Here is a 22,127-nt window from a genome sequence, read left to right as displayed (position 1 = left end):
AACAATCCGGCAGCCGTCACCCAGGCACGAAGCACGCACTGCCCGCCCTCGCCACGGCCGTGCGGGCAGGAGTATCGGCCGGACGGCCGATGCGCCCGGTGCGCCGATCGGGCCACGGTGTTGTCCCGTGAAGATCACGGGACTTCTCGGTGTCGCCGTCGCGGGCCTGACGTTGATCCCCCTCGCACCTGGGATCGCTGCCGCAGAAACCCGCAATGGCGGCTCTGCCGGGAAACCGCCAATCGCTGGAACGCCGGCGACGGCCAGACCCGAATGCGCGATGGTGACCGTGCCTGTGGACTACGCCAAGCCGCACGGGCGCACCGTCGACATCGCATCAGCCGGGTGAGCTGCGAGGACGATTGGACCCAGCCGGATCCTTCGCTGCCGGAGAAGCAGAAGGCCCGATTCGAGGCCGACCGCGATCACCAGCGCCGCGTCGCGCGGGACCCTGAGTTCGCCCGCACTCTCACCACGGCGACCATCGCCCGCGACATGGACCGCATCCGGATCGCGCTCGGCGAGGACAAGATCGGTTACTACGGCATCTCCTGGGGTACCGCGCTCGGCGCGCAGTACCGCACCCTGTTCGATGCCCACGTCGACAAGATGCTGCTCGATTCGGTGATGCCGCCGGATCTGGACTTGATCGAGATGGATCGCGGGAATGACCGCGCGGGAGAACGCGTTCGCCGAGTTCGCCGCCTGGCTCGCCCGTGACGACGACGTCCACCACTTCGGGACGACCCAGGCAGCGGTGACCAAGGCGTTGCTCGACCTGCGGGCGCGGCAGACCACGAACTCGACGTGTTCGACAGCTTGCTTACCTCGCGGCGGCGCGACGGGCCGCAGTCGGCACGGGAACTTGCCGCGCTCGCAGCCGGTTCCCCGCTCAAAGCCCGGCCGGTCGAGCACCAACGCACGTTCGGCTGGGTCCGGTGAGCTTGGCGTGCGGGCTGGGCAGGAACCCGGTGGCCCGGGACTGCTCATCCGCGTGGACGGGGAGATCGACGGCGTGCTGGCGGTGCGGGTCGAGAACGGCCACGTCACCGGCGCCTACCACGTGCGCAACCCCGAGGAGCTCTCCGGCGTGGAACGCGAGATCGCCGTGAGCCGCTGAGCTCGCGGAGACGGCTTCCTCCACCAGGGTTGGGGCCGGCTTGTTCAACGGCCTGCCCAACCGCCGACTTGAACCGGAACGAACAGGCCGAGGAGAGCACCTCGGCTCAAGCGTCCTCGACTCGTTCGTCGATCAGTGTCTTGTCCATGGCGTTCCTGAACGGGACTCCGTCCACTTCCACGCAAATACCGAATACCCGCGCCCTGTTGGTCCACCCGTTGACGCGGCCGCGGTTGTTCCCGATCTGCACCCGCTCTCCCGCGATCGCAGTCACCCGGTGCAGGTAGACCGTGCCGGCCACGCGGGCCAATACGACATCATCGACTGCCAGCATCGTTGTGTCCACAGGCGCGATCGTCACCAATTGGCGGCTGCGGATCAACGGCACCATCGAAGAGCCGGTCGGCCGGCACCGCACTGTCTCACCTGACGCGACCCGCGCGGCAACAGCATCCAACCTAGCCACGATCCGTATCGTCGACGGCCACCGAAACCGGCGCAACGCATTATCGTTCGCTTTCGGTGTGGGCCGCCACCGACCGTACTTGAATGTGCGTCCTATCGGTACGGTCAGCCCCTGTCATTCTGACGGGATTCCCGTGGGTGCGTCATGACGAGGGTGGTGGGCCCTCGTCACCGCTGTCCTTTCCGCGGACCTCGGAACCGTCCTGCAGCTCGCTCAGCACGTCGGCGGCGTCGCTGTGTCCCAGTGCCGCCAGTCTGCGCAGTTCGTCGAAGTCCTCACGTTCGCTCGCCAGCTCCACGAGCACGTCGACGGCGTCGGAGCTGCCGGTGTCCGCGAGCCGCCGCAGCTCGTCCATGTCTCCGGCCTCGCCCGCGAGTTCCACCAGCTGGTCCACCGCGTCCTGATCGCCTTCGGCAGCCTGCCGACGCAGCTGCGCCCAATCGTCCATAACCGCACTGTATCCACGCGCCGCCGCGTCCGCCGGGTCAAGGGATGGTGGCTCTTCCCGTGCCTGGCAACCTCTTCTACGCGGTCGAGGATGTGGCCAGTGCGTCGAATTCGCGGTCGGGCAGGGACTTGTTGAGTTGCAGGAGCTTGTCGGCGAGCCAGCCGACCGCGTACCGGGTGTCCGGGTGCTGGGACTCGACGGCCTCCCGGATGGTCTCGGCGACGACACCGGGATCCGATCCCCCGCTCAGCCCGGTCTCGCCGCGCTTCGCCATGGCCTCGGCCATCTCCCGGTACGCCCCTCTGCCGGACATTTCCCTGAGCTGCGCGGCTGTCTGGTCCTCGAACTCGGTCTTGATGATGCCTGGCTGGATGATCACGACGTCCACACCGAACGGCCGGACCTCCATGCGAAGCGTGTCGGAGAAGGCTTCGAGCGCGTGCTTGGAGGCGTAGTACCAGGCGCCGAGCGGCAACGCGATCTCACCGCCGATCGACGAGACGTTGACGATCGTGCCAGCGCGCTGCTCGCGCATGCCCGGCAGGACGAGCTGGACCAGCCTGGCCGGTGCGAGGAGGTTGACCTCGAGTTGGTCGCGGGCCATGTCCAGCGGCACGTCCTCGATGGCGCCGTGCAGGACGGTACCGGCGTTGTTGACCAGGACGTCGATTCGTCCCTGCTCGCCGAGAACGGTGGCGACCACCCGGGCCAGGTCCTCGTTGACACGGGCGTCCATCGCCAGCGCGTGGCCGCCCGCGGCACGGATGTCGTCCATCTTGTGCACTCGCCGTGCGGCGCCGTACACGGTGTGACCTGCGCGCAGGAGCTCCAGCGCGGTGACGCGGCCGATTCCCGACGACGCCCCGGTGACCAGGCATACCTTGGCTGCCATCGTCTACACCTCCCACGTGACGGGCAGTGTGTGCACGCCGTAGATGAGCATGTCGGTGCGCGTGGGTATGTCCTCGACGGGGACCGCCAGGCGCAGCGCCGGGAACCGGGCGAGCAGCGCGGGCAGCACCACCTGGAGCTCCACGCGAGCGAGTTGCTGGCCCAGGCACTGGTGGATCCCGTGCCCGAACGCCACGTGCCCGCCGGTCGGGCGGAGCAGGTCGAGCGTGTCGGGATCGGCGAAGTGCGCGGGATCGCGGTTGGCCGCCGGGATCGACACGGTGACCGACTCACCGGCTTGGATCCGTTCGCCGTGCAACTCGAGATCTTCCAGCGCGGTGCGCACCGTGAACGGGATGATGCTCAGGTAGCGCAGCAATTCCTCCACGGCGTGGTCGGCGATGCCCGGGTCCGCGCGCAGGGCGGCGAGCTGGTCGGGGTGGCTCAGCAGGGCGAGGGTGCCCAGCGAGAGCATGTTGGTCGTGGTGTCCAATCCGGCGCCCAGCAGTACGAAGCCGATGTTGACCAGTTCCTCGTCGCTGAGATCGCTGGTGGTCAGGCCGCTGAGCAAGTCGTCGGCAGGCTCGGCGCGCTTGGCCGCCACCAGTTCCCCGAGGTACGCGTGCACTGCCGCGTAGGCCGTGGCCATCTGCTCCGGTGGGCTGTCCAAGCGGAACAGGTCCAGCACGTGCGCCTGCACGCGGGCCCTGTCCGCCATCGGCGCGCCGAGCAGTTCGCAGACCACCTGGGCGGGGATCGGCTGCGCCAGCGCCGCCACCAGGTCCACCGGGCCGCCGTGTTTCCCCATCGCGTCGAGATGATCGGCCGTGATCCCCTCGATGTGTTCGGTGAGCAGGCGCATCCGGCGGACGGTGAACTGGCCGGTGAGGATGCGCCGGTAGCGGGTGTGTCCCGGCGCGTCCATGCCGTTGAAGATCCCCGGCGGCGCGGGCTGGTCGCTGCCGGGGACGCCGGGAACCGGCGGATGCGCCAGCTCGGGCCGGACGCTGAACCGCGGGTCCGCCAGTACCTCCCGCACCAGTGCGTGGCTGGTCACCAGCCACCCCACGTGGCCGTCCGGGTAGGTCAGCCTGCTCAGCGGTCGCTGTTCGCGCAGCTCGGCCAACCCTTCGGGCGGGTCCCACGGTCGTGTGGCCGGCCGTGTGGTCGGCAGTGTCATGGACATCCCCGGGCTCCGTTCTCGTTCGTTCGCGATACACGAAACGCTAGGACCGCTTTTTCCACGTCCGCAACTGGTGAACCCGATCCACCGAGGTGGAGCCGCTATGATCGATGCAATGACATTGCGGCTGAATGCATCGCCGAGGAGGGCCGGATGCCGGGAGGTCGACTGACCTACGAGGAGCGCCAGCGTGTCGCGGCCGGACTGGCAGTGGGGCACAGCTGCGCCGAGATCGCTCGTCGGCTGGGGCGGCCGGGGTCGACGATCAGCCGCGAGGTCACGCGCAACGGCGGGATCCGCGGTTACCGGGCGAACCAGGCGCAGCAGGCCACGAAGTGGCGGGCCCGGCGCCGCAAACCGCACCCGTCCGCGCCGTACGCCACCGACGTGCGCGACGCGCTCGGACAGCGCGGCTTCGAGGACAGATTCACCGAGATGATGGCTCAGACCGGGGTGCCCGCGATGATGGCCAAGGTGCTGGTCTGCCTGTTCACGAGCGACACCGGCAGCGGCAGCGCTGCCGAGCTCGTGGCCAGGCTGCGGGTCAGCCCGGCGTCCATCTCCAAGGCAGTCGGCTGGCTCGAGCAGCGGGGCCTGGTCAGCCGTGAACGCGACGGCAGGCGGCAGCGCTACTCGATCAGCGAGGACGCCTGGTACCAGGCGTGGCTGACCAGCGTCCAGTCGATGGCGCTGTGGGCGGACGTCACCCGGCAAGGAGCCGACGTGTTCGGCAGCGCCACCCCGGCGGGCGCCCGGCTGCACGCCACCAGTCAGTTCTTCCACCACCTGGGCCACGACATGACCCAGGCGGCCGAGCACTGGCGGCAGACCATCGCCACCGCTCCGCTGAATTCGTTCCGCAGTCCCGTGTCCGCTGAGGCGGTCCGCGAATAGGCGCCGGGCGGTCCGGCGTCAGTCGTCGATGGCCTGGTAGGCGCAGGTCCAGAAGTCCTGGATCAGCCGGGGTGTGTCCGCCGTGTCCTGTGCGGCCTGGGTGAGCAGCACCCCGACGAACTGCCGGGCCGGGTCGGCCTGCACGGAGGTGCCGAGGCCGCCGTCCCAGCCGAACTGGCCTGCCGAGGCGAAGCCGCGGCGGCGGGTGCGGACCCCCATCCCGAACCCGAAGCCGCCGTGGTCGCCGAAGTACGCGTCGAACTGGTCCTTTTCGGACTTCTGCGCGGCGGTGAGGTGGTCGGTCGTCATCAGTTCGACGGCGGCTCTGGACAGGATCCGGGCACCGGCGTGGCTGCCGTGGTCGAGCAACATCCGCAGGAACGCGAGATAGTCGTCCACTGTGGAGACGAGACCGTCGCCGCCAACGGCGAACGGCGGCGGTGAACTGTACTTGCCGCCTTCGGCGGGGTCCCACACGGTGAGCGCGCCGGTCTGCGGATCATGCGCGTAGCTCGTCGGCAGCCGGTGCAGCTTGTCCGCAGGCACGTGGAAACCGGTGTCCCGCATGCCGAGCGGGTCGAGCACCCGCTCGGCGAGAAACCGCTCGGCGAGAAACCGCTCGAACGACTGCCCGGCCACCCGTGCCACGAGGATGCCGAGCACGTCGGAGCCGGTGTTGTACAGCCACCGCTCCCCCGGTTGGCACATCAGCGGCAGCGTGCCGAGCCGGCGCAGCCACTCGTCCGGCTCCACCGCGTACGGCGAGGTGCCGTCGCTGCCGATGCCCAGCTCCCGCATGGCTCGCTGAATCGGATGGGTGTCCGGCGGGGCGAGCACCATGCCGAAACCCCAGGTGAACGTCAGCAGGTCGCGTACGGTGACCGGCCGGTTCGCCGGCACCGTCCGGTCGAGCGGGCTGTCAACGCCGACCAGCACCCGCCGGTCGGCCAGCTCGGGCAACCATTCGTCGACCGGGTCGTCCAGCCGAAGCCGGCACTCCTGCACGAGCACCATGACGGCGGTGGCGGTGACCGGCTTGCTGGCCGAGGCCATGCGGAAGATCGTGTCGCGCCGCATCGGCGTGTCCCCGCCGTTGTGCTGCACGCCGATCGCCTCGACCCGGACCTCGTCTCCCCGGGCAACGAGAGCAACCAGCCCCGGCACGGCACCAGCGTCGACGTGACCCGTCAGCACCGAGCGCAGACGACTTGTATCCATGATCATGATCCCCCTGTGGCTGTTCGCCGCGCAGCGTGTCAGGCCGGCATTTCCCGAGGCTTTCGCGAGGCTTGCGCGGCCGGCGCGAGGTGCCGGCCGTGGCGGGGGCGCGTGACCGCTACGCTGTGATGGCGTCGAGTTGCCGCAGCTGGGTGAGGACGTCGACGACGCCCCAGATCTCGGCGATCCGCCCTCCCGCGAACCGGAAGATGAAGATCTCGCTGTAGGCAACGGCTTTTCCGGTAGCGGGCATGCCGCGGAACTCGCCTTGGTGCGTGCCGGTGACGGTATTGCGGCACACGACCTTGTCCCCCTCCGCGAGCACATCCTCGGCCGTGACCCTCAGGTCGGGGAACCCGCGCAGCAGCACGGTCCACACTTGTTTGAGCGCCTGAGCACCTGTCGTCCGCATCGGCACCGGCGCGTGGAACACCACGTCCGGCTCGACGAGCTCGTCGATCACGGACGTGATGACCTGGAGACGACCGGAGTTGGTCGCATCGTGGAAGCGGGTGAACGCGGCCCGGTTGCGTGCTGTCTCGGCGTTGGACACGGTGTCTCCCTGGGATTCGGTCGCGGATCGGACGGTGTACGCCCTGGTTCTCCCCCAACCGACGGCGCAGCCCCGCGAGATGTGAGCCCATCCGGAACGGCCGCGGCCATCTGCACGGCGTTCGCCGGGCACATCCATGCGGTGCAGTACCGCCATCTGGCCGCAGGGACCGGCAGCTACATGGCGCGACCACCGGCCCAGCAACCGAATTAATTGGGTAGAGACCCTCATTTCTTACGTAGTGGCCATGCCGCGTGCGCCGTGAAGATGAACAAGGACTGCCGAGGCGTGCGGAAGGAGTCGAACCTGTGAAGTTGGCGGATCGGATGCGACGGCTGGGAACCGAGTCGGCGTTCGAGGTGCTGGCCAGGGCCAGCGAACTGGAGCGAGGTGGGCGCGAGATCATCCACCTGGAGATCGGTGAACCGGATTTCGACACGCCCGCGCACATCACCGCGGCTGCCGCGGAGGCACTGCACAGTGGTCACACCCACTACGTCCCAGCGCCCGGCATTCCCGAACTGCGTCTCGCGGTCGCGGACTTCCTCGAGCGGACCGGACGGCTGCGCACCACCCCGGACCGGGTCGTGGTCACGCCCGGTGCCAAGCCGATCATGTTCTTCACGATCATGGCGCTGTGCCAAGAGGGCGACGAGGTGCTCTACCCCGATCCCGGTTTCCCGATGTACGCGTCGATCGCGGCGTTCGCCGGGGCACGGCCGGTCCCGGTGCCGTTGCGGGAGGCCAACAACTTCACCATCGACCCGGACGAGCTGGCGGCGCTGGTCACCGACCGCACCAAGCTGCTGATCCTCAACTCGCCGCACAACCCGTGCGGCAGCGCGATGTCCGCCGAACAGGCCGAGGCAATCGCCGCCATCGCCATCGAACACGATCTCGTGGTGCTGTCCGACGAGGTCTACTGGGCGTTGCAGTACGACGGCAAGCACCACAGCGTGCTGGACGTCGACGGGATGGCTGAGCGCACGGTGCTGCTCGACGGCTGGTCCAAGACGTTCGCGATGACCGGCTGGCGGCTGGGTTTCGGTGTGTTCCCCGACGCGCTGGTCGAACCGGTCAGCCGCCTGGTGATCAACTCCGTGTCGTGCACGTCGGCGTTCAGCCAGCACGCGGCGATCGCGGCGCTGCGCGGACCGTGGGACGACGTGGACCGGATGGCGGAGGCCTTCCGGCAACGCCGGGACGTCATCGTGTCCGGCCTCAACGCCGTGCCGGGGGTGTCGTGTGCGGTGCCTGCCGGGGCGTTCTACGCCTTCCCCAACGTGCGCGAGGTCGGCCTGCCCGCGGCTGAACTGGCCGACATGATGTTGCAGCGCGCGGGCGTGGCGTGCCTGCCGGGAACCGCGTTCGGCTCGTACGGCGAGGGGTACCTCCGGTTCTCCTACGCCAACACCATCGACAACATCCAGGCCGCGACCGCGGCGTTGAACGACCTGCTCAGTGAGGTGTCGCATGCCTGAACCGGCCGTTCTGGTGACTCGCGCGCTCGTCGAGGAGGCGATGACGTCCCTCTCCGGGCGCTGCGAACTGGACCTGTACCAAGGCCCGCCGGACGCGATCCCGCGTGACGAACTGCTGCGCCGGGCCGCGGGCAAGGCCGGGCTGCTGACCGTCCTCACCGAGAAGGTCGACGCGGAGCTCCTCGACGCCGCGGGACCGGACCTGACGATCGTCGCCAACCACGCGGTCGGGTTCGACAACATCGACCTGGCCGAATGCACCAGCCGCGGTGTGCTGGTGACCAACACTCCCGACGTGCTCACCGAGGCGACCGCCGACTTGGCCTGGGCGCTGGTCCTCGCCGGCACGCGCCGCGTGGCCGAGGGGGATCGGCTGATCCGCACCGGCACGCCGTGGATCTGGGACCCGCGGATGATGCTCGGTCACGACCTGTACGGCAAGGCGCTCGGCGTCGTGGGCTGCGGCCGGATCGGCCGCGCGGTCGCCCGGCGGGCCCTCGGGTTCGGCATGCGGGTGATCTACACCGACGTGGTCCGCCTGCCCGCCGACGTCGAGCGGGAGGCGCGGGTCGAATGGCGCGAGTGGGCGGACCTGCTGGCCGAGGCCGACGTGGTGAGCGTGCACACCCCGCTGACGCCGGAGACCCGGCACCTGTTCGACGCCAACGCCTTCCGTCACATGAAACCGACAGCTGTGCTGGTGAACACCGCACGCGGTCCCATCGTGGACGAGCAGGCCCTCGCCGACGCGCTGCGCACCGGCGAGATCTTCGCCGCCGGGCTGGATGTCTACGAACGCGAACCCGCCGTCACCGAGGCCCTGCTCAGCCTCGACAACGTCACCTTGTTGCCGCACCTGGGCAGCGCCACCATCGAGACCCGGACCGCGATGGGCCTGCTCGCTGTCGAGAACCTGTTCGCGGGCCTGGCCGGACAACGCCCGCGCTGCCTGCTCAACCCGGAAGTGCTCGCTCGACAGCCATAGCGATTCTGTCCACTATGGCGCGTCACCACCGCCGTGTGACGACCGTGGGAACCGGTCCCGGACATGGCCGCCGCGCGGGCGAGGTGCTCAGGGGACGATGACGACCTTGCCCCGGACATGTCCGGTCTCCACTTCACGGTGCGCGTCGGCGATCTCGTCCAGCGAGTACGTCCGGTGGACAGCGACTTTGAGGGCGCCTTTGGTGTGCAGCGCCGTCAGCTCGCGCAGCCGGTCGGTGGAGCGCTGGGTGCCGAGGCGCCGGACACCGAGGCGCTGGGCGATCGGGTTGAACGCCACTGTGCCGACACGATGTGTGTCGTGTACCAACTCAAGGGAGGTGTGCAGGGAGTCCTCAGTGGCGACGCCGTCGAGCGCGGCGTGCACCCCGTCCGGAGCGAGGGCGCGTACCCGCTCGGCAAGACCGTCGCCATAGGTGACTGGGATTGCGCCCAGTGTGCGCAGGTAGTCGTGGTTGCGTTCGCTCGCGGTGCCGATGACGGTGGCGCCCCACGCGACGGCGAGCTGGACCGCGATGCTGCCGACTCCGCCGGCGGCGGCGTGCACGAGGACCGTCTCGCCATCGTTGACCGCCAGCTCCCGCAACGCGGTGTGCGCTGTCTGCCCTGATGCCGACAGCGCCCCGGCCTCCTCCCACGGCATACCCGCGGGCTTGGCCACGAGCTGGTCGACGGCCATGACCGCGTGCTCGGCGAAAGCGGCCAGCTCCACCCAGCCGAGGACTTCGTCCCCGACGGCGAACTCGGTCACTCCCGGGCCGATCGCGTCGACGACTCCGGCGGCCTCGTTGCCGACCTGTTGCGGGAAGTGGGCGGGCACCCACTGCGCGGTCTGCCCGCTGCGGAAGAGGTTGTCGAAGGGCTGGATTCCCGCGGCGCGCACCCGTACCCGGACCTGGCCGGGCCCCGGCCGCGCGGCCGGGAGGTCCACGACCCGCAGCACCTCGGGCGGCCCGTACTCGGAGAACACCACTGCCTTGCTCATGACCGACGTCCTTTCGTTGACGCACCCATGTTCAATCATTTGAATGAATCTTGTCAAACGGTTGAATGATCATGTTCAAGTGGGTGCGTGAAGCACTAGGCTGTGCGGATGGCAGCAGATCAGGGCGACGTCCGGCCGCGACGCCGCGCGACCAAGCCGGAGGAACGGGGGCGGGTCGCGGAGCGCACTCGCGAGCGCATCCTCGCGGCGGCGGTGGCGGAGTTCGGCGCGAAGGGCTACTCCGGCGCGCGGACCGCGAGCATCGCGGAGCGGGCCGGGGTCAACCAGCAGCTGATCTCCTACCACTTCGGAGGGAAGCAAGGCCTGCTCGACGAACTGCGCGGCAGGTGGGCAACGTCCGGAACCGCCACAGTGCCCCCGGACGCGACCTTCGAGGAATCCTTCGCGACACACCTGGACGCCGTGCTCGACCAGCCGGACTGGGCACGGCTGGTGATCTGGCAAGCCCTGGGCGACGACCCCGGCAACCAGGACAAGCTGGACCAGGAGCAGCGCGAGCGCCTACGACAAGGGGTCGAGCGGATCCGGCAGAGGCAGCGCGACGGCGAACTCGCCGACGACGTCGACCCGGAGTTCGCCCTGCTGCTGTCCTACATGCTGGCCTTCGCCCCGTTGGCGCTGCCGAAGCACGTCGCGGGAATCTTCGGGGTCGACCCGCTGTCGCAGGAGTACCGCGAGCGCTGCCGGGATCAACTCGCCCACCTGCTGCGCCCGGATCGCAGACGGCACAACGACCACTGAGCCCGGGGAGCGCCGGTGCCCGCCGTCACATTATTTCGCTAATCTAGTTAGTAACTTATCCAGTAGTCTACTTGCATGACGTCCTTCGCTGGTGGTTCCCGTCGCGCCGACACGTCGCCTGACGTCGGCCCGGACGCCCCTTCGGGCCAGTGGCGGGTCGACGCCCCGGGCGTTGGCAACGCGGTGATGGAACGCTTGCAACAAGTGGGGACGTTGACGCGCGTGATCGAGCAGGGCCTGAGCGGGGCTCTCGGGGTCAACTCCACGGACCTGTCGGCGATGGAACACCTGACCACCGACGGTCCGCTGACCGCGAAGGAACTCGCCGACAGGCTGCGGGTCTCGACCGCGGCGAGCACGCACATCGTGGACCGGCTCGAGAAAGCCGGGCACATCGTCCGGCGCCCGCACGCCACCGACCGCCGCAAAGTGCTGGTCGAGCCGGTTCAGGAGTCGATGACCCGGATCTTCGACCACCTCCACCCGCTGCTGCACGGCGTGGAGAACCTCGTGGGGGCGCTGAGCCCCGCCGACCGGGACGTCGTCGAGGCCTTCCTGACCGGTGTCGTGCGGATCTACACGGACACGGCGGATTCCCTGTCCCAGGGCTGACCCCACACCGGTCCACACCGCCATCCCCCACCGGGGCATGCCGCCCCGGCCGACGAACGCGCCCCCGAAACGGGCCGCCCCACCATGATCTGGAGTGAACGAAGATGTCCGCGTCTGAGAGGAAGACATCGCCGCGGGCGGTGTGGTGGTTGCTGGCGACCGTCCTCGTCGTCGAACTGATGGACCTGCTGGACTCGACGATCGTCAACGTGGCGGGTCCGTCGCTGGAACGGTCGCTGGGCACGAGCCCGGTCGGGCTGCAGTGGGTGATCGGCGGCTACGCGCTGGCCCTCGGCGCCGGACTCGTACTCGGCGGGCGGCTCGGTGACCGCTTCGGCCGCCGCCCGATGTTCCTCTTCGGACTCGTGGCCTTCACCGCCGCGTCGGTGCTGTGCGCGATCGCGCCGGACGTCGCCCTGCTGATCACCTTCCGGCTCGTCCAGGGAGTGGCTGGGGCGATGATGTTGCCGCAGGGCCTGGGAATCCTGCGCGACAACCTCTCGCCCCGCGATCTCACGAAGGCGCTCGCCGTCTTCGGTCCGGTCCTCGGTCTCGGCGGAGTGCTCGGTCCGGTGCTGGGCGGCGCGCTGGTCGACTGGGACCTGTTCGGTCTCGGCTGGCGGCTGGTGTTCCTGGTCAACGTCCCGGTCGGACTCGCCGCGCTGGCACTGGCATGGCGGCTGGTTCCCCGCGGCGCCGGAACGCCGGGGTTGCGTGTGGACATCGTCGGCGCGGCCCTCGTCGCGGCTGCTTCGGCGCTGCTGGTCCTTCCGCTCAACGAGGGGCAGGCGTCGGGCTGGCCCGTGTGGACATGGCTTTCCCTCACGGCGGCAGCACTGGGCTACGTGGTGTTCGCGTTGTGGCAGCGCCGGATCGTCCGTCTGCGGCGCGCTCCGCTGGTCACCCCTGCCTTGTTCGGCAAGCCCGCGTTCACCGTCGGACTGGTCGCGGTCGCGTTGTTCTTCGGCGGGCTGATCGGCACCCAACTGGTCCTGACGTTCTTCCTGCAGATCGGCCAGGGCTTCACCGCGGGTGCGGCCGGGCTGGGCAACCTCCCGGTCGCGCTGGGCACCGCCGTCGGCGGCGGGATCAGCGGGGGACTCCTGGCCGCCAGACTCGGCCGGGCCGTCCTCCAGGTGGGGGCGGTCGTCCAGTTCGCCGGTGTGGCGTGGCTGTGGATCACCCTGTCGGGCACGGACCCCTTCAGCATCTGGCGGATCGTGCCCGGTGGTGTCGTCGCCGGGATCGGGGCGGGCATCGTGATCGCAGCGGTGTTCAACACCGTGCTCGGCGCCGTCGCCGACGACGAGGTCGGTTCCGCGTCCGGTGTGCTCACCGCGGTCCAGTCCATCGGCGGATCGGTCGGCGTCGCCGTGTTCAGCACGGTGTTCTTCGCCGACGCCGCCCGCCCCACCGAGAGCTTCCGCGACGCTCTCGTGGTCCAGGCGATCGTCATCGGGCTGTTCCTGCTCATCTCGCCGCTGTTCCCCCGCCGCGCCCGGCCCGACGAAACCCAACTCGCCGCCACCGCCGCGCCGTCGAAGTCCCCGTCACCGGCAGCTTCCGCCGAACACCGCGCCACCTCGTGAGGAGTGCACCCGTGCCCCGCGACATCCTGATCTCCGGCGCCAGCATCGCCGGGCCGGCGCTCGCGTACTGGCTCAACCAGCACGGCATGAACTCGACCGTGGTCGAACGCGCACCGGAGCTGCGCACCGGCGGACAGACCGTCGACCTGCGCGGCGCGGGACGCACCGTCATCGAACGCATGGGCCTGGAACAAGCCGCCCGCGACCGCGTCACCCACGAGGAGGGGGTGCGCTTCGTCGACGACCGCGACCGGGTCCGCGCGTCGTTCGGCGCCGCCGACCTCGACGGTGACGGGTTCGTCACCGAGCTGGAACTCCTGCGCGGCGAACTGGCCGACCTGCTCCACCAGCGGACCCGAGACGAGACCCACTACGTCTTCGGTGACGAGATCACCGGCCTGACCGAGACCGGCGACGGCGTCGACGTCACCTTCCGCAACGGCGCCGACCGCCGGTTCGACCTCGTCGTCCTCGCCGACGGCCTGCGCTCCCGCACCCGTGACCTGGTCTTCGCCGACATCGCGCGCACGCGGTCGTTCGGCCTCTACGTCGCCTACTTCACCATCCCCCGTGCCGAGTCTGACGGCCGCTGGGCACGCTGGTACAACGCACCCGGCCGCCGCGTCGTCCTCCTGCGTCCCGACAACCTCGGCACCACCCGCGCCTCACTGTCCTTTCTGCACCCGCGCGCCGGGCTCGACCGGCTGCAAGCCCCGGCGCAACAGGACTTCCTGCGCCGTCACTACGCCACCGCGGGCTGGGAGACGACGCGCGTGCTCGACAACATGGGCGACTCACCGGACTTCTATTTCGAATCCGTCGGCCAGATGCACCTCACGCGGTGGTCACGCGGCCGGATCGCCGTCGTCGGCGACGCCGCCTACTGCGCCTCCCCGCTCAGCGGCATGGGCACCAGCCTGGCCCTCGTCGGCGCCTATGTCCTCGCCGGAGAGCTCAGCCGCCACCCCGACCACCGCGATGCCTTCCATGCCTACGAAACCACCATGAGGCCCTACGTCACCCAAGCGCAGAAGGTCTCCTGGATCGCACCCCGCCTGGCCGCCCCGAAAACCCGCACCGGCATCCGGCTGCTCAACACCGTCGCCGGCCTCGCCACCCGCCCCCGGGTCAGCCGTCTCGCCACCCGGTTCACCAACCCGCCCTCCGACGCCATCGACCTGCCCACCTACCACGTGGCCACGCAGCAGGGCGGAAAGTGATGCCGGGTCCCGGGCGTGGTTTGTCCACAAAAGGCAACGGGTAAATCGTTCGTGGACGAGGTTGGCCGATCCTCGGGTAAGTGCGGGACTCAGGCGTCCATGGCCGTGGGCGTACGGGGTTTCAGGTCAGCAGAGGGAGGATGGTCCCGACCGCCGCCACACCTCGCCCGCAGCGTCCGCTCCACGCAGTGTCCACAGTCAACAGTGAACCGGCAGTGGGCCGTTCGGGTAACACGAATGGTGGACTTTCGGGTAGAAACGGCGCCGGCTGGGAACCAGAATCCTCAGCGCCGCGTCCCGCGGTCGATTCCGATGCCTATAGGGGATGCACAGTGGACAATCCGATGCGGCGCAGACGGACCGTGGTCCTCGCACTCGTGGTCACCACCTTGGTGCTGGTGACTCTGGCTTTGATGCCCGCGGTGAACCGGTGGCTGACCAAGGACGTGACGGTCGTCGGGCTCGACGAAGGAGCCGCGGTCACGTCGGCCGCGCTGCGGAACGTCGCGGTGGTGGCCGGCACCAGTACGAGCGCCTCCGACGTCGAGATCTTGGTGGACGGCACGCCAAGAGCCGTCCAGCCGGACAGCGAGGGCCGCCTGACTCTGGTCGACCCCGCGCTGCCGGAAGGACCCCACACGATCACCGCGCGGACGGGGTCCGCAGTTCCTCTGCTGGCCGGGCACGAGGTGAGTCGGCGGTTCACAGTGGACAACACCGGGCCGGCTGTCTCTGTGGACGCCACGAACGCCCAGAACCTGCGTACACCACTCACCGTTTCCGGCAAGGCTCACGACGCCGCGTCGATGACGGTGAACGACCGGCCAGTACCGTTGGCGGCGGACGGCCGTTTCTCACTCGAACTGTCTCCAGTGCCGGCGACTTTGCGCGTGTCCGCCCGGGACTCTGCGGGCAACACCACGACCAAGGACGTCGCCCTCCAGCTACAGCATCCGGGCATGCGTGCCGTGCACATGTCGGCGGCCGCGTGGTCGTCGCGGCAGCTGCGTGAACCCGTCCTGCAGCTGGCGCGTGAGGGCAGGATCGACACGGTCCAGCTCGACATCAAAGACGAGAGCGGAGAAGTCGGGTACGACTCGGCCGTCCCGCTGGCCCGGCAGATCGGCGCGACGAGGAAGTACTACGACGCGCGTGCGGCCATCGACCAGTTGCACGCCGCTGATCTTCGGGTCGTCGGGCGGATCGTGGCGTTCCGCGATCCGGTCCTCGCGCGTGCCTCGTGGGACTCCGGCGCCCGGCATCGCGTCGTGCAGACCGCGGACGGCCGGCCGTGGTCCGGGACCTACGGTCAGTTCGCGTTCACCAACTACGGCGACCCGGACGTGGTCCAGTACAACATCGACCTGGCGGCCGAGGCGGCGCAGCTGGGGTTCGACGACATCCTCTACGACTACGTCCGGCGTCCCGAGGGGCGCCTGGACCAGATGCGGACCCCGGGCTTCACCGGCGCGCCGGAGCAGGCGATCGTCGACTTCCTGAGCCGCAGCCGCGCCGAGACCCGCAAGCACGGCGCGTTCCTCGGCGCGTCCGTCTTCGGCATCGCGGCGGACCGCCCAGCACCCGTCGCACAGGACATCCCGGCGATCTCCCGCGCTGTCGACTACATCTCCCCCATGGTGTATCCGTCGCACTGGGGTCCCGGTGAGTACGGCGTCGCGCAGCCGGAAGCACAGCCCTACGACATCACCGCCAAGTCGGTCAGCGCGTTCGTGGCGAAAGCGCGGGACGGCGGCGCGCAGGTGATCCCCTGGCTTCAGGCCTTCAGCCTGCGCAAATCGTATGGCGCCGCGGAAGTCAGGGCACAGATCGACGCGTCCCGGCAGAGCGGCGCGCCCTCGTTCCTGCTGTGGAACGCCAACTGCCGCTACGACCACACCGGCCTCGACCCCAAGTGATCCGGTTCTTCGCCGAAGTCGGCACCGTGCGCCTCGCACTGGTCGCGGGCGCCGGGACCCTCGCCTGGGCCGACATGACACGTGTTTCACCAGGCCGCGGCACGGGGTAACCACGGTTCGTGTCCACACTTGCCGACGGCGAAGAAACCTCCACCAGCAACAGGCTCGGGAGGGAGCGTCCGACATCGCCCGTGACATCGGTTCTCACGATTCCGGGCGAGGTCGACGTGGTCAGCGGGGAGGACTTCGCCACGCGACTGCACGCCGCACTCACCACCGACGTGGAACTGCTGGTGATCGACATGCTCCGGGTCGACTTCCTCGGCTCGGCCGGACTGGCCGCGTTGGTCGAGGTCCAGGATGAGGCCGACCGGCGCGGCGTCGAAGTGCGTGTGGTCTGCGGCCGCGTCGCCCGGCACACCATCGAGCTGACCGGGCTCGGCGAGCGGTTCACCCTGGCCGACACGCTGGCCGCCGCGATCGAGCCAGGACGTCCCTGAGCGAACAGTCCGCCCCAAGCCGCGGGACAGGGGTTTTGTGCCGTCCGTCCGGCTCCGGATCGCTCGCAGTTCCCGTCGCGCTGATTGGTGGTCGCCCCGACCGGGTACATCCCGCACAAATCGATCCAGACGGCGACCACTCCGCAGCAGGAAGAACACACCATGAGCGAACAGTTGACCTTCGGGGTCGAAGAGGAGTTCTTCGTAGTGGACCACCGCGGCGGACTCTCCGGACACGCCGCCGCACTCGTCCACGACGCAGACGACCACGACGGCGAGTTACAGACGGAACTCAACCGTTCCCAAGCAGAACTGGCGACCGGCATCTGCCGTACGCACGACGAACTTCTCGGCCAGCTGAACGACCTGCGCACGGGCCTCGCCGTGGCCGGCGAGCGGCGCGGCCTGCGGCTGGTTCCCAGCGGCGCGGCACTCGTTGCCGAGGCCGACCCGCCCGGGCTCACCGCCAATCCCCGCTACCAGCGCATGGCCGACCACTTCGGTGCGGTGATCGACCAGGTCACAACCTGCGGCTGTCACGTGCACGTCGGGATACCGGACGCCGAAGCCGGGGTGCACGTGATCAACCATGTCCGGCCGTGGCTGCCGCTCCTGCTCACGTTGACGGCGAACTCACCGATCGAGAGTGGCGCCGACACCGGATACAGCAGCTGGCGGTATCGGCGGTGGACACAGTGGCCCTCGGCTGGGCCGCCACCGCGGTTCGCCTCGCACGACCACTACGAGTCCATCGTGGACGGTTGCCTGCGCTCCGGCGCGATTCTCGACCGGGCGATGGTCTACTGGGACATCAGGCTGTCCGACCGCCACCCCACGCTGGAGTTCCGCGTCAGCGACGTCGCCGCGATCCCGCAGGACGCGGTTCTGCTCGCGGTGATCGTCCGGGCGCTCACCCACGCCGCACTGAACACCACGACACCCGCACCCGACCTGTCCAACGAGATCCTGCGAGCACGCCTGTGGCGCGCGTCCCGGGACGGCTTCACCGGCCACTGTCCCCACCCGCGGCACGGAAACGCCGTCCCCACCCACGAACTGCTGACCGAACTGCTCAGCACCCTCGCCCCCGTCCTGCGCGAGAACAACGACCACGACTTCGCCCGTGAACAAGCCGCCCGGCTGTCCGTTCGCGGCGGCGGAGCCGACCGCCAACGACAGGCCTTCGAACGAAACGGACAGATCGAGGACGTCGTCAGCATGCTCGCCGTCGACCCGGTGGACGATCGAGCCGACGTGGATGTCCAACGATCTGCCGGCTGAACGTCACGCCCGCCCGGCGCAGCGGCACCGCCTCCATTCGCTGGCGAGCGGGTCAGTTCGGTGGGAGGCCGATGCGGCGGTCACGGTCGGCGAGGTCGGCGGCGTACAGCTCGATGTCTCGCAGCCCGACGCCCTGCCCGCTCGCCCGCAGCCGGCCGACCAGCGGCACCACTTCGTCAGTCCACCACCGCTGTGCCAGTTCACCCGGACCTATCCCGACCAGGCCGCGGCGAAACCCCCACGCCTCGGCGGCGTCGGCCAACCGCGCCCAGTCAGAGGGACGGTCCAACCACAACTTGTTGCGGGTGTCGTCAGGCAGCGGCACCCGCTTCAGGAACTCCCGCTCAGCCGCCTTGCTGGCCAGATGTGACAGCCGCAGGCACCACATCGCGTAGGCGGTCGTACAGATGCGCCGGACGACCGCGGGCACGCTGTGCTGCTCGCGCGCCCGCGCCACCGACACCCGGTGGTGCCCGTCGACCACGAAGTACATCTCGCCCAGCTGGATCAGCTCCACGCGGGGCAGCGCGATCCCGGCAGCCACGGCGTGCGCGACCGACCGATGACGCGCCCGCAGCGACTGGTTCACCAACCGGAAGCGCGCATCGAAGTCCCCGGCCCGCGTCACAGTGCCGACGATCCGCTCCGTGCGCACGTCGTCGGGATAGACCAGCATGTCGCCCTCCTGGCCCAACGCGGCGATCGCATCCGCGTAGACCACAGGCGCGCGGTCATCCGGGTCGCCGCCGCGCAGGTCCCGCAACCATCCAGCCATACCTTCATACTAGTCGACTGCACAGATCCGGATACGCAACGGCGGCGGGCCGTGAGTCCACAAAGTACTGCAGCAGCGGTTCCGCCGACCGGTACCCGGCGGCTCGAACCGGCCCAGTCTTGGCATGGCCTGTTCGATGTCGGGCGGCTTGGCGCGGCACCTCGTGCGCACCGCACAGCTGATCGACTTCGACCACCTCGCGCGTGCGCGCCGGTACGCCAGCACCAAGCCGATTGCCGGTCTCAGCCTGTTGGACGATCTCCGCAAGTGGCGGACCTGACGAAGCCGTGCCAGTCAACCCGAACGCTCCGCTCTTCAGCAAGAACGCGGCCACCGGCCACATAAGACAGAGAGATTCACCTGTTCGGCCGTAGGCAGCCGGGTGATTTGCTGACCGGGTAACGTAATTGTTGATCGCTGCGAGTGCTGGGACATGGGCAAGACACGTTCCTCCAGGTTGACGATCGTTCTTGGCGCCGCGGTGGTCGCCACCCTCGCCGCGCCGCTCAGCAGTCCGGTCTTCGCGGATCCCGGTGTGCCCCAGGCGCCGACGGTGGTGTTCGCCGAGGGCTTCGAGTTCGGCCAGGGCGCGACACCCCAGTTGGTGACCGGTTACACGGGTCCGCCGCCGGTCAGTCAGCAGTACACCGCGGATCCGGCGTGGCTGACCGCGTGCAACGGGTGGATCACCTCGTTACAGAACTCCCCCGTCGAACCTCCGGGGGCCGCGTGCGGCGGCTTCTGGACGCAGGCGCAGCAGCTGTCGGCCGCGCTGGGGCAGTGGGCGGGCGGGGATGCCGCCACCAACCACAGCGTGATCGGTTACACCAGCGCGAATCCCGGTCCGGACAAGGTCCAGATCGAGACCACGCAGCCGATCCCGCTCAGCGGGGCGAGCCGGTTCCTGACCTTCTCGGTCGACGCCGCCGCCCGCGGCTGCCAGGGATCCCATCCGCGACTGAAGTTCTACCTCGTCGACGGTCCCGCTGCGATTCCCACGTTCAGCAGCCCGATCGACCCGTGTGTCAACCCCGGCGCCGTGATCAACGGAACCTCGGTGGGGACCTACGTCAGCAACAGCCCCGCGTTGTTCGCCGGGTCTTCCGTCGGTGTGCGGATGGTCAACGGCCAGAGTGATTCCTACGGCAACGACTCCGCGATCGACAACATCAAGATCCTCGACGTGACACCCCAGCTGGACAAGACTTTCAGCGCGGCCTCGGCGACGATCAACAGCCCGGTGGCCCTGACGTTCACGGTCACCAACACATCTGAGCTGGCTGCCAAGACCGGCTGGAGCTTCACCGACACCCTGCCCGCGGGCCTGGTCGCGGACCCCTCCACCGCGACCACCACCTGCGATGGCGGCGTGATAACCGCGTCACCCACCGCGGTCGGGGTTTCCGGCAACCTCACCACCGGCCAAACCTCTTGTACCGCGACAATCCAGGTGACCGCCGCGCAGGCGGGCACGTACACCAACTGTGTCCCGGACGTGGTCGGCCTCAACGTTCCCGGCTGCGCCACTGTCCAGTTCAAGGTCCCTGCCCTGGCCTTCGACGCACACGCCCACGGCGGCAAGGTCATCGCTCCTTTGATTGGCGTGGCACCGATCGCGCCGTCCGACCTGACCTGCACCGCGACGCCCGGTGTGGACACCGACAGGGTTCTCAACGCCTCGCTGCCGACCCTGGGTTCACTCGGTGCCATCCACACGAACGCGTCGGGCACAGTGGACAGCCAAGGCCTGCGCACCGCGTCCGCCAACTCCACAACCGCCCAGGTCAACCTCCTCGGCGGCCTCGTCACCGCTGACGCCCTCACCACCACCGCAACGGCGGCACAGGACAGCTTCGGCCAAATCACCACGTCCGGCTCGACGGTGGTCACCAACCTGAAGGTCGCCGGTGTTCCTGTGCTCAACCCCACGCCCAACCTGCCGATCGTGATCCCGTTGGTCGGCAGCGTGATCGTCAACGAACGCACCACGATCGCCGGTGGCCGTGGTGTTTCCGTCAACGCCCTGCACATCACTCTGTTGCAGGGCACCCACATTGTGGTCAGTCACGCCCAAGCGTCCTTGGGCACACCCTGCCCACCTGTCGGCTGATGTGCACGGGCAGCCGTTCGCGGCTGCCCGACCAGCCCCCGTGACCGTGGTGGCGTGACATCGCCCATTCGGCGGTGAGGCGGGCGTGGTCTCCTGCCGACACTGCCATCAGAAGGCCTCGTGATCATGAGGGGCGCGTTGTCCTGGGGTACAGAGCTTCCGGTTCTGGCCACTGCCGTGTGACGCCGCGGGACAGGAACGTCCGTCCTGTCGTGCTCAGTCCTCCCGTCCCCGGGTGAACTCCGCGGCGAGCAGGTCGAGCAGGCCGGGGAACCGGCGGTCGATCGCCGCTCGCCCTCCAACCGCGGTCGGAAACGCTGCCGCAACGGATCTGGTGGGGGCCGCGACCCGGCACAGCGCCCGGTGGTCCGGAGAACAAGGGTTCCACCTGCTGAGCAGCACGCTGCTCTCGGAGGACACCGGTGTGCCGTTCGCGCGGTTGCAGGCCGAACAGATCTCCGTCTTCCGCGACGCCTGGCGACGGGCCGGCCATGCCGGGACACCCCGCGTCGCGGTGGTGCGCAGCGTCCTGCCCATCACGTCCGGGCACGATCGCGCGCTGTTCGGGGCCTCAGCGGCCCCACGGATCGCGGGAACAGGTCGGCATCCTCGGCGGGGCCGTTTCCCGCTTCGGCAAGACCTACGCGGGCGAGCCCGACGCCATCGCGGACGACCTGAAGCGGGACGAAGCCGTCCAGGCTGCGGACACGCTGCTGGTCACGATCCCCGAACCTGGCGGCCGACGGTCGTCGAGCGGTCGGAGCAACTGCGGTCCGGTGGCAGCGCGGTGGTCCTCAGTGGCCCGGCCCTTCCAGTAGCGGACGAGATGGGCATCTCGCCGCTGCTGCGTGAACTCAGGACGCGCGCGACTCACGTGTCGCTCCTGGACGACGGCGGACGACGGATCGCGCGGTTGCCGCTGAACTCGGACCCGTCGCGAGGGGTGGAGGTCACCCGGTCGGATTTGTCCACGGTGCTCAACCACAGAGCGGCCGATGACGCCGGGTTCGTCTTCGACGACACGATCACCGCCATCGAGCAGGACGATTCCGGCGTCGGCGTCGCGTTCCGCCGGACCGCGCCCCGCCGGTTCGACCTGGTGACAGGCGCCGACGGCATCC

Annotated in this window: 24 protein-coding genes; 15 read left to right on the top strand and 9 right to left on the bottom strand. The window is 69.2% G+C overall.

The features are described from left to right. Positions 1 to 345: 345 nt before the first annotated feature. The 3 genes from AOZ06_RS57940 to AOZ06_RS56655 all read left to right on the top strand — a co-directional run bounded on the left by AOZ06_RS57940 (position 346) and on the right by AOZ06_RS56655 (position 1,120). Positions 346 to 720 carry an alpha/beta fold hydrolase gene (locus AOZ06_RS57940; RefSeq protein ID WP_054291762.1) on the top strand — a complete coding sequence of 125 codons (375 nt, stop codon included), beginning with the start codon at positions 346 to 348 and terminating at the stop codon, positions 718 to 720. Between the two features lie 87 nt (positions 721 to 807). Continuing rightward, positions 808 to 942 carry a hypothetical protein gene (locus tag AOZ06_RS61325; RefSeq protein ID WP_257721484.1) on the top strand — a complete coding sequence of 45 codons (135 nt, stop codon included), beginning with the start codon at positions 808 to 810 and terminating at the stop codon, positions 940 to 942. Positions 943 to 949: 7 nt separating this feature from the next. Continuing rightward, positions 950 to 1,120, top strand: a complete 171-nt coding sequence (locus AOZ06_RS56655; protein ID WP_236952406.1) for a hypothetical protein — start codon at positions 950 to 952, stop codon at positions 1,118 to 1,120. 106 nt (positions 1,121 to 1,226) lie between these two features. Here AOZ06_RS56655 and AOZ06_RS25785 read toward each other — a convergent pair whose 3' ends face one another. The 4 genes from AOZ06_RS25785 to AOZ06_RS25770 form a co-directional block, all read right to left on the bottom strand. Further along, positions 1,227 to 1,511, bottom strand: coding sequence for a hypothetical protein (locus tag AOZ06_RS25785; RefSeq protein WP_218922058.1), 285 nt, complete (start codon positions 1,509 to 1,511; stop codon positions 1,227 to 1,229). Positions 1,512 to 1,728: 217 nt separating this feature from the next. After that, a complete protein-coding gene (locus AOZ06_RS25780) occupies positions 1,729 to 2,034 on the bottom strand; it encodes a hypothetical protein (RefSeq protein ID WP_054291759.1) in 306 nt (101 codons plus the stop codon). 76 nt (positions 2,035 to 2,110) lie between these two features. Beyond that, entirely contained in the window at positions 2,111 to 2,926 is an 816-nt protein-coding gene (locus tag AOZ06_RS25775) for an oxidoreductase (RefSeq protein WP_054291758.1), read from the bottom strand. 3 nt (positions 2,927 to 2,929) lie between these two features. Continuing rightward, a complete protein-coding gene (locus AOZ06_RS25770; RefSeq protein ID WP_054291757.1) occupies positions 2,930 to 4,111 on the bottom strand; it encodes a cytochrome P450 in 1,182 nt (393 codons plus the stop codon). 150 nt (positions 4,112 to 4,261) lie between these two features. Here AOZ06_RS25770 and AOZ06_RS62175 point away from each other — a divergent pair, with 150 nt between their 5' ends. After that, positions 4,262 to 5,002, top strand: a complete 741-nt coding sequence (locus tag AOZ06_RS62175; RefSeq protein WP_054291756.1) for a GbsR/MarR family transcriptional regulator — start codon at positions 4,262 to 4,264, stop codon at positions 5,000 to 5,002. A gap of 18 nt (positions 5,003 to 5,020) precedes the next feature. Here the strand turns inward: AOZ06_RS62175 and AOZ06_RS25760 are convergent, their stop codons facing one another. Then, on the bottom strand, positions 5,021 to 6,220 hold the full coding sequence (locus AOZ06_RS25760; protein WP_225954731.1) for a serine hydrolase domain-containing protein: 1,200 nt from the start codon (positions 6,218 to 6,220) through the stop codon (positions 5,021 to 5,023). Between the two features lie 118 nt (positions 6,221 to 6,338). Further along, a complete protein-coding gene (locus tag AOZ06_RS25755) occupies positions 6,339 to 6,773 on the bottom strand; it encodes an ester cyclase (RefSeq protein ID WP_054291754.1) in 435 nt (144 codons plus the stop codon). Positions 6,774 to 7,081: 308 nt separating this feature from the next. Here AOZ06_RS25755 and AOZ06_RS25750 point away from each other — a divergent pair, with 308 nt between their 5' ends. Further along, entirely contained in the window at positions 7,082 to 8,254 is a 1,173-nt protein-coding gene (locus AOZ06_RS25750) for a pyridoxal phosphate-dependent aminotransferase (protein WP_054291753.1), read from the top strand. After that, positions 8,247 to 9,239, top strand: coding sequence for a 2-hydroxyacid dehydrogenase (locus tag AOZ06_RS25745; RefSeq protein ID WP_054291752.1), 993 nt, complete (start codon positions 8,247 to 8,249; stop codon positions 9,237 to 9,239). Before AOZ06_RS25750 ends, AOZ06_RS25745 begins: the two co-directional genes overlap by 8 nt. A gap of 87 nt (positions 9,240 to 9,326) precedes the next feature. On the opposite strand, the gene AOZ06_RS25740 is transcribed toward AOZ06_RS25745, so the two are convergent. Next, positions 9,327 to 10,241, bottom strand: a complete 915-nt coding sequence (locus tag AOZ06_RS25740; RefSeq protein WP_054291751.1) for an NADP-dependent oxidoreductase — start codon at positions 10,239 to 10,241, stop codon at positions 9,327 to 9,329. 108 nt (positions 10,242 to 10,349) lie between these two features. Here AOZ06_RS25740 and AOZ06_RS25735 point away from each other — a divergent pair, with 108 nt between their 5' ends. The 7 genes from AOZ06_RS25735 (at position 10,350) to AOZ06_RS25705 (ending at position 18,121) form a co-directional block, all read left to right on the top strand. Continuing rightward, a complete protein-coding gene (locus AOZ06_RS25735) occupies positions 10,350 to 11,003 on the top strand; it encodes a TetR/AcrR family transcriptional regulator (protein WP_054296917.1) in 654 nt (217 codons plus the stop codon). Positions 11,004 to 11,078: 75 nt separating this feature from the next. Continuing rightward, positions 11,079 to 11,615: a MarR family winged helix-turn-helix transcriptional regulator gene (locus AOZ06_RS25730; RefSeq protein WP_225954732.1), complete on the top strand. Its 537-nt coding sequence runs from the start codon at positions 11,079 to 11,081 to the stop codon at positions 11,613 to 11,615. A gap of 104 nt (positions 11,616 to 11,719) precedes the next feature. After that, positions 11,720 to 13,204, top strand: a complete 1,485-nt coding sequence (locus AOZ06_RS25725) for an MFS transporter (protein WP_054291749.1) — start codon at positions 11,720 to 11,722, stop codon at positions 13,202 to 13,204. 11 nt (positions 13,205 to 13,215) lie between these two features. Beyond that, complete coding sequence (locus AOZ06_RS25720) at positions 13,216 to 14,424, top strand: FAD-dependent monooxygenase (protein WP_054291748.1); 1,209 nt, start codon at positions 13,216 to 13,218, stop codon at positions 14,422 to 14,424. 344 nt (positions 14,425 to 14,768) lie between these two features. After that, positions 14,769 to 16,340: a putative glycoside hydrolase gene (locus AOZ06_RS25715; protein WP_054291747.1), complete on the top strand. Its 1,572-nt coding sequence runs from the start codon at positions 14,769 to 14,771 to the stop codon at positions 16,338 to 16,340. 191 nt (positions 16,341 to 16,531) lie between these two features. Then, positions 16,532 to 16,840, top strand: coding sequence for an STAS domain-containing protein (locus AOZ06_RS25710; RefSeq protein WP_054291746.1), 309 nt, complete (start codon positions 16,532 to 16,534; stop codon positions 16,838 to 16,840). Between the two features lie 162 nt (positions 16,841 to 17,002). Then, on the top strand, positions 17,003 to 18,121 hold the full coding sequence (locus AOZ06_RS25705; RefSeq protein ID WP_054296916.1) for a carboxylate-amine ligase: 1,119 nt from the start codon (positions 17,003 to 17,005) through the stop codon (positions 18,119 to 18,121). A 52-nt stretch (positions 18,122 to 18,173) separates the two neighbouring features. On the opposite strand, the gene AOZ06_RS25700 is transcribed toward AOZ06_RS25705, so the two are convergent. Beyond that, complete coding sequence (locus AOZ06_RS25700) at positions 18,174 to 18,896, bottom strand: hypothetical protein (RefSeq protein WP_054291745.1); 723 nt, start codon at positions 18,894 to 18,896, stop codon at positions 18,174 to 18,176. A 136-nt stretch (positions 18,897 to 19,032) separates the two neighbouring features. Here AOZ06_RS25700 and AOZ06_RS56650 point away from each other — a divergent pair, with 136 nt between their 5' ends. Continuing rightward, a complete protein-coding gene (locus AOZ06_RS56650; protein WP_157233240.1) occupies positions 19,033 to 19,176 on the top strand; it encodes a hypothetical protein in 144 nt (47 codons plus the stop codon). A gap of 177 nt (positions 19,177 to 19,353) precedes the next feature. Then, a complete protein-coding gene (locus AOZ06_RS25695; RefSeq protein WP_218922057.1) occupies positions 19,354 to 21,006 on the top strand; it encodes a DUF11 domain-containing protein in 1,653 nt (550 codons plus the stop codon). A 216-nt stretch (positions 21,007 to 21,222) separates the two neighbouring features. Here AOZ06_RS25695 and AOZ06_RS25690 read toward each other — a convergent pair whose 3' ends face one another. Further along, entirely contained in the window at positions 21,223 to 21,546 is a 324-nt protein-coding gene (locus tag AOZ06_RS25690; RefSeq protein ID WP_157233239.1) for a hypothetical protein, read from the bottom strand. Positions 21,547 to 22,127 lie beyond the last annotated feature (581 nt).

Source organism: Kibdelosporangium phytohabitans, assembly GCF_001302585.1.
Classification (GTDB): Bacteria; Actinomycetota; Actinomycetes; order Mycobacteriales; family Pseudonocardiaceae; genus Kibdelosporangium; species Kibdelosporangium phytohabitans.
Note: the sequence above shows the minus strand (reverse complement) of the source record. Positions and strands in the feature narration are given on the sequence as shown.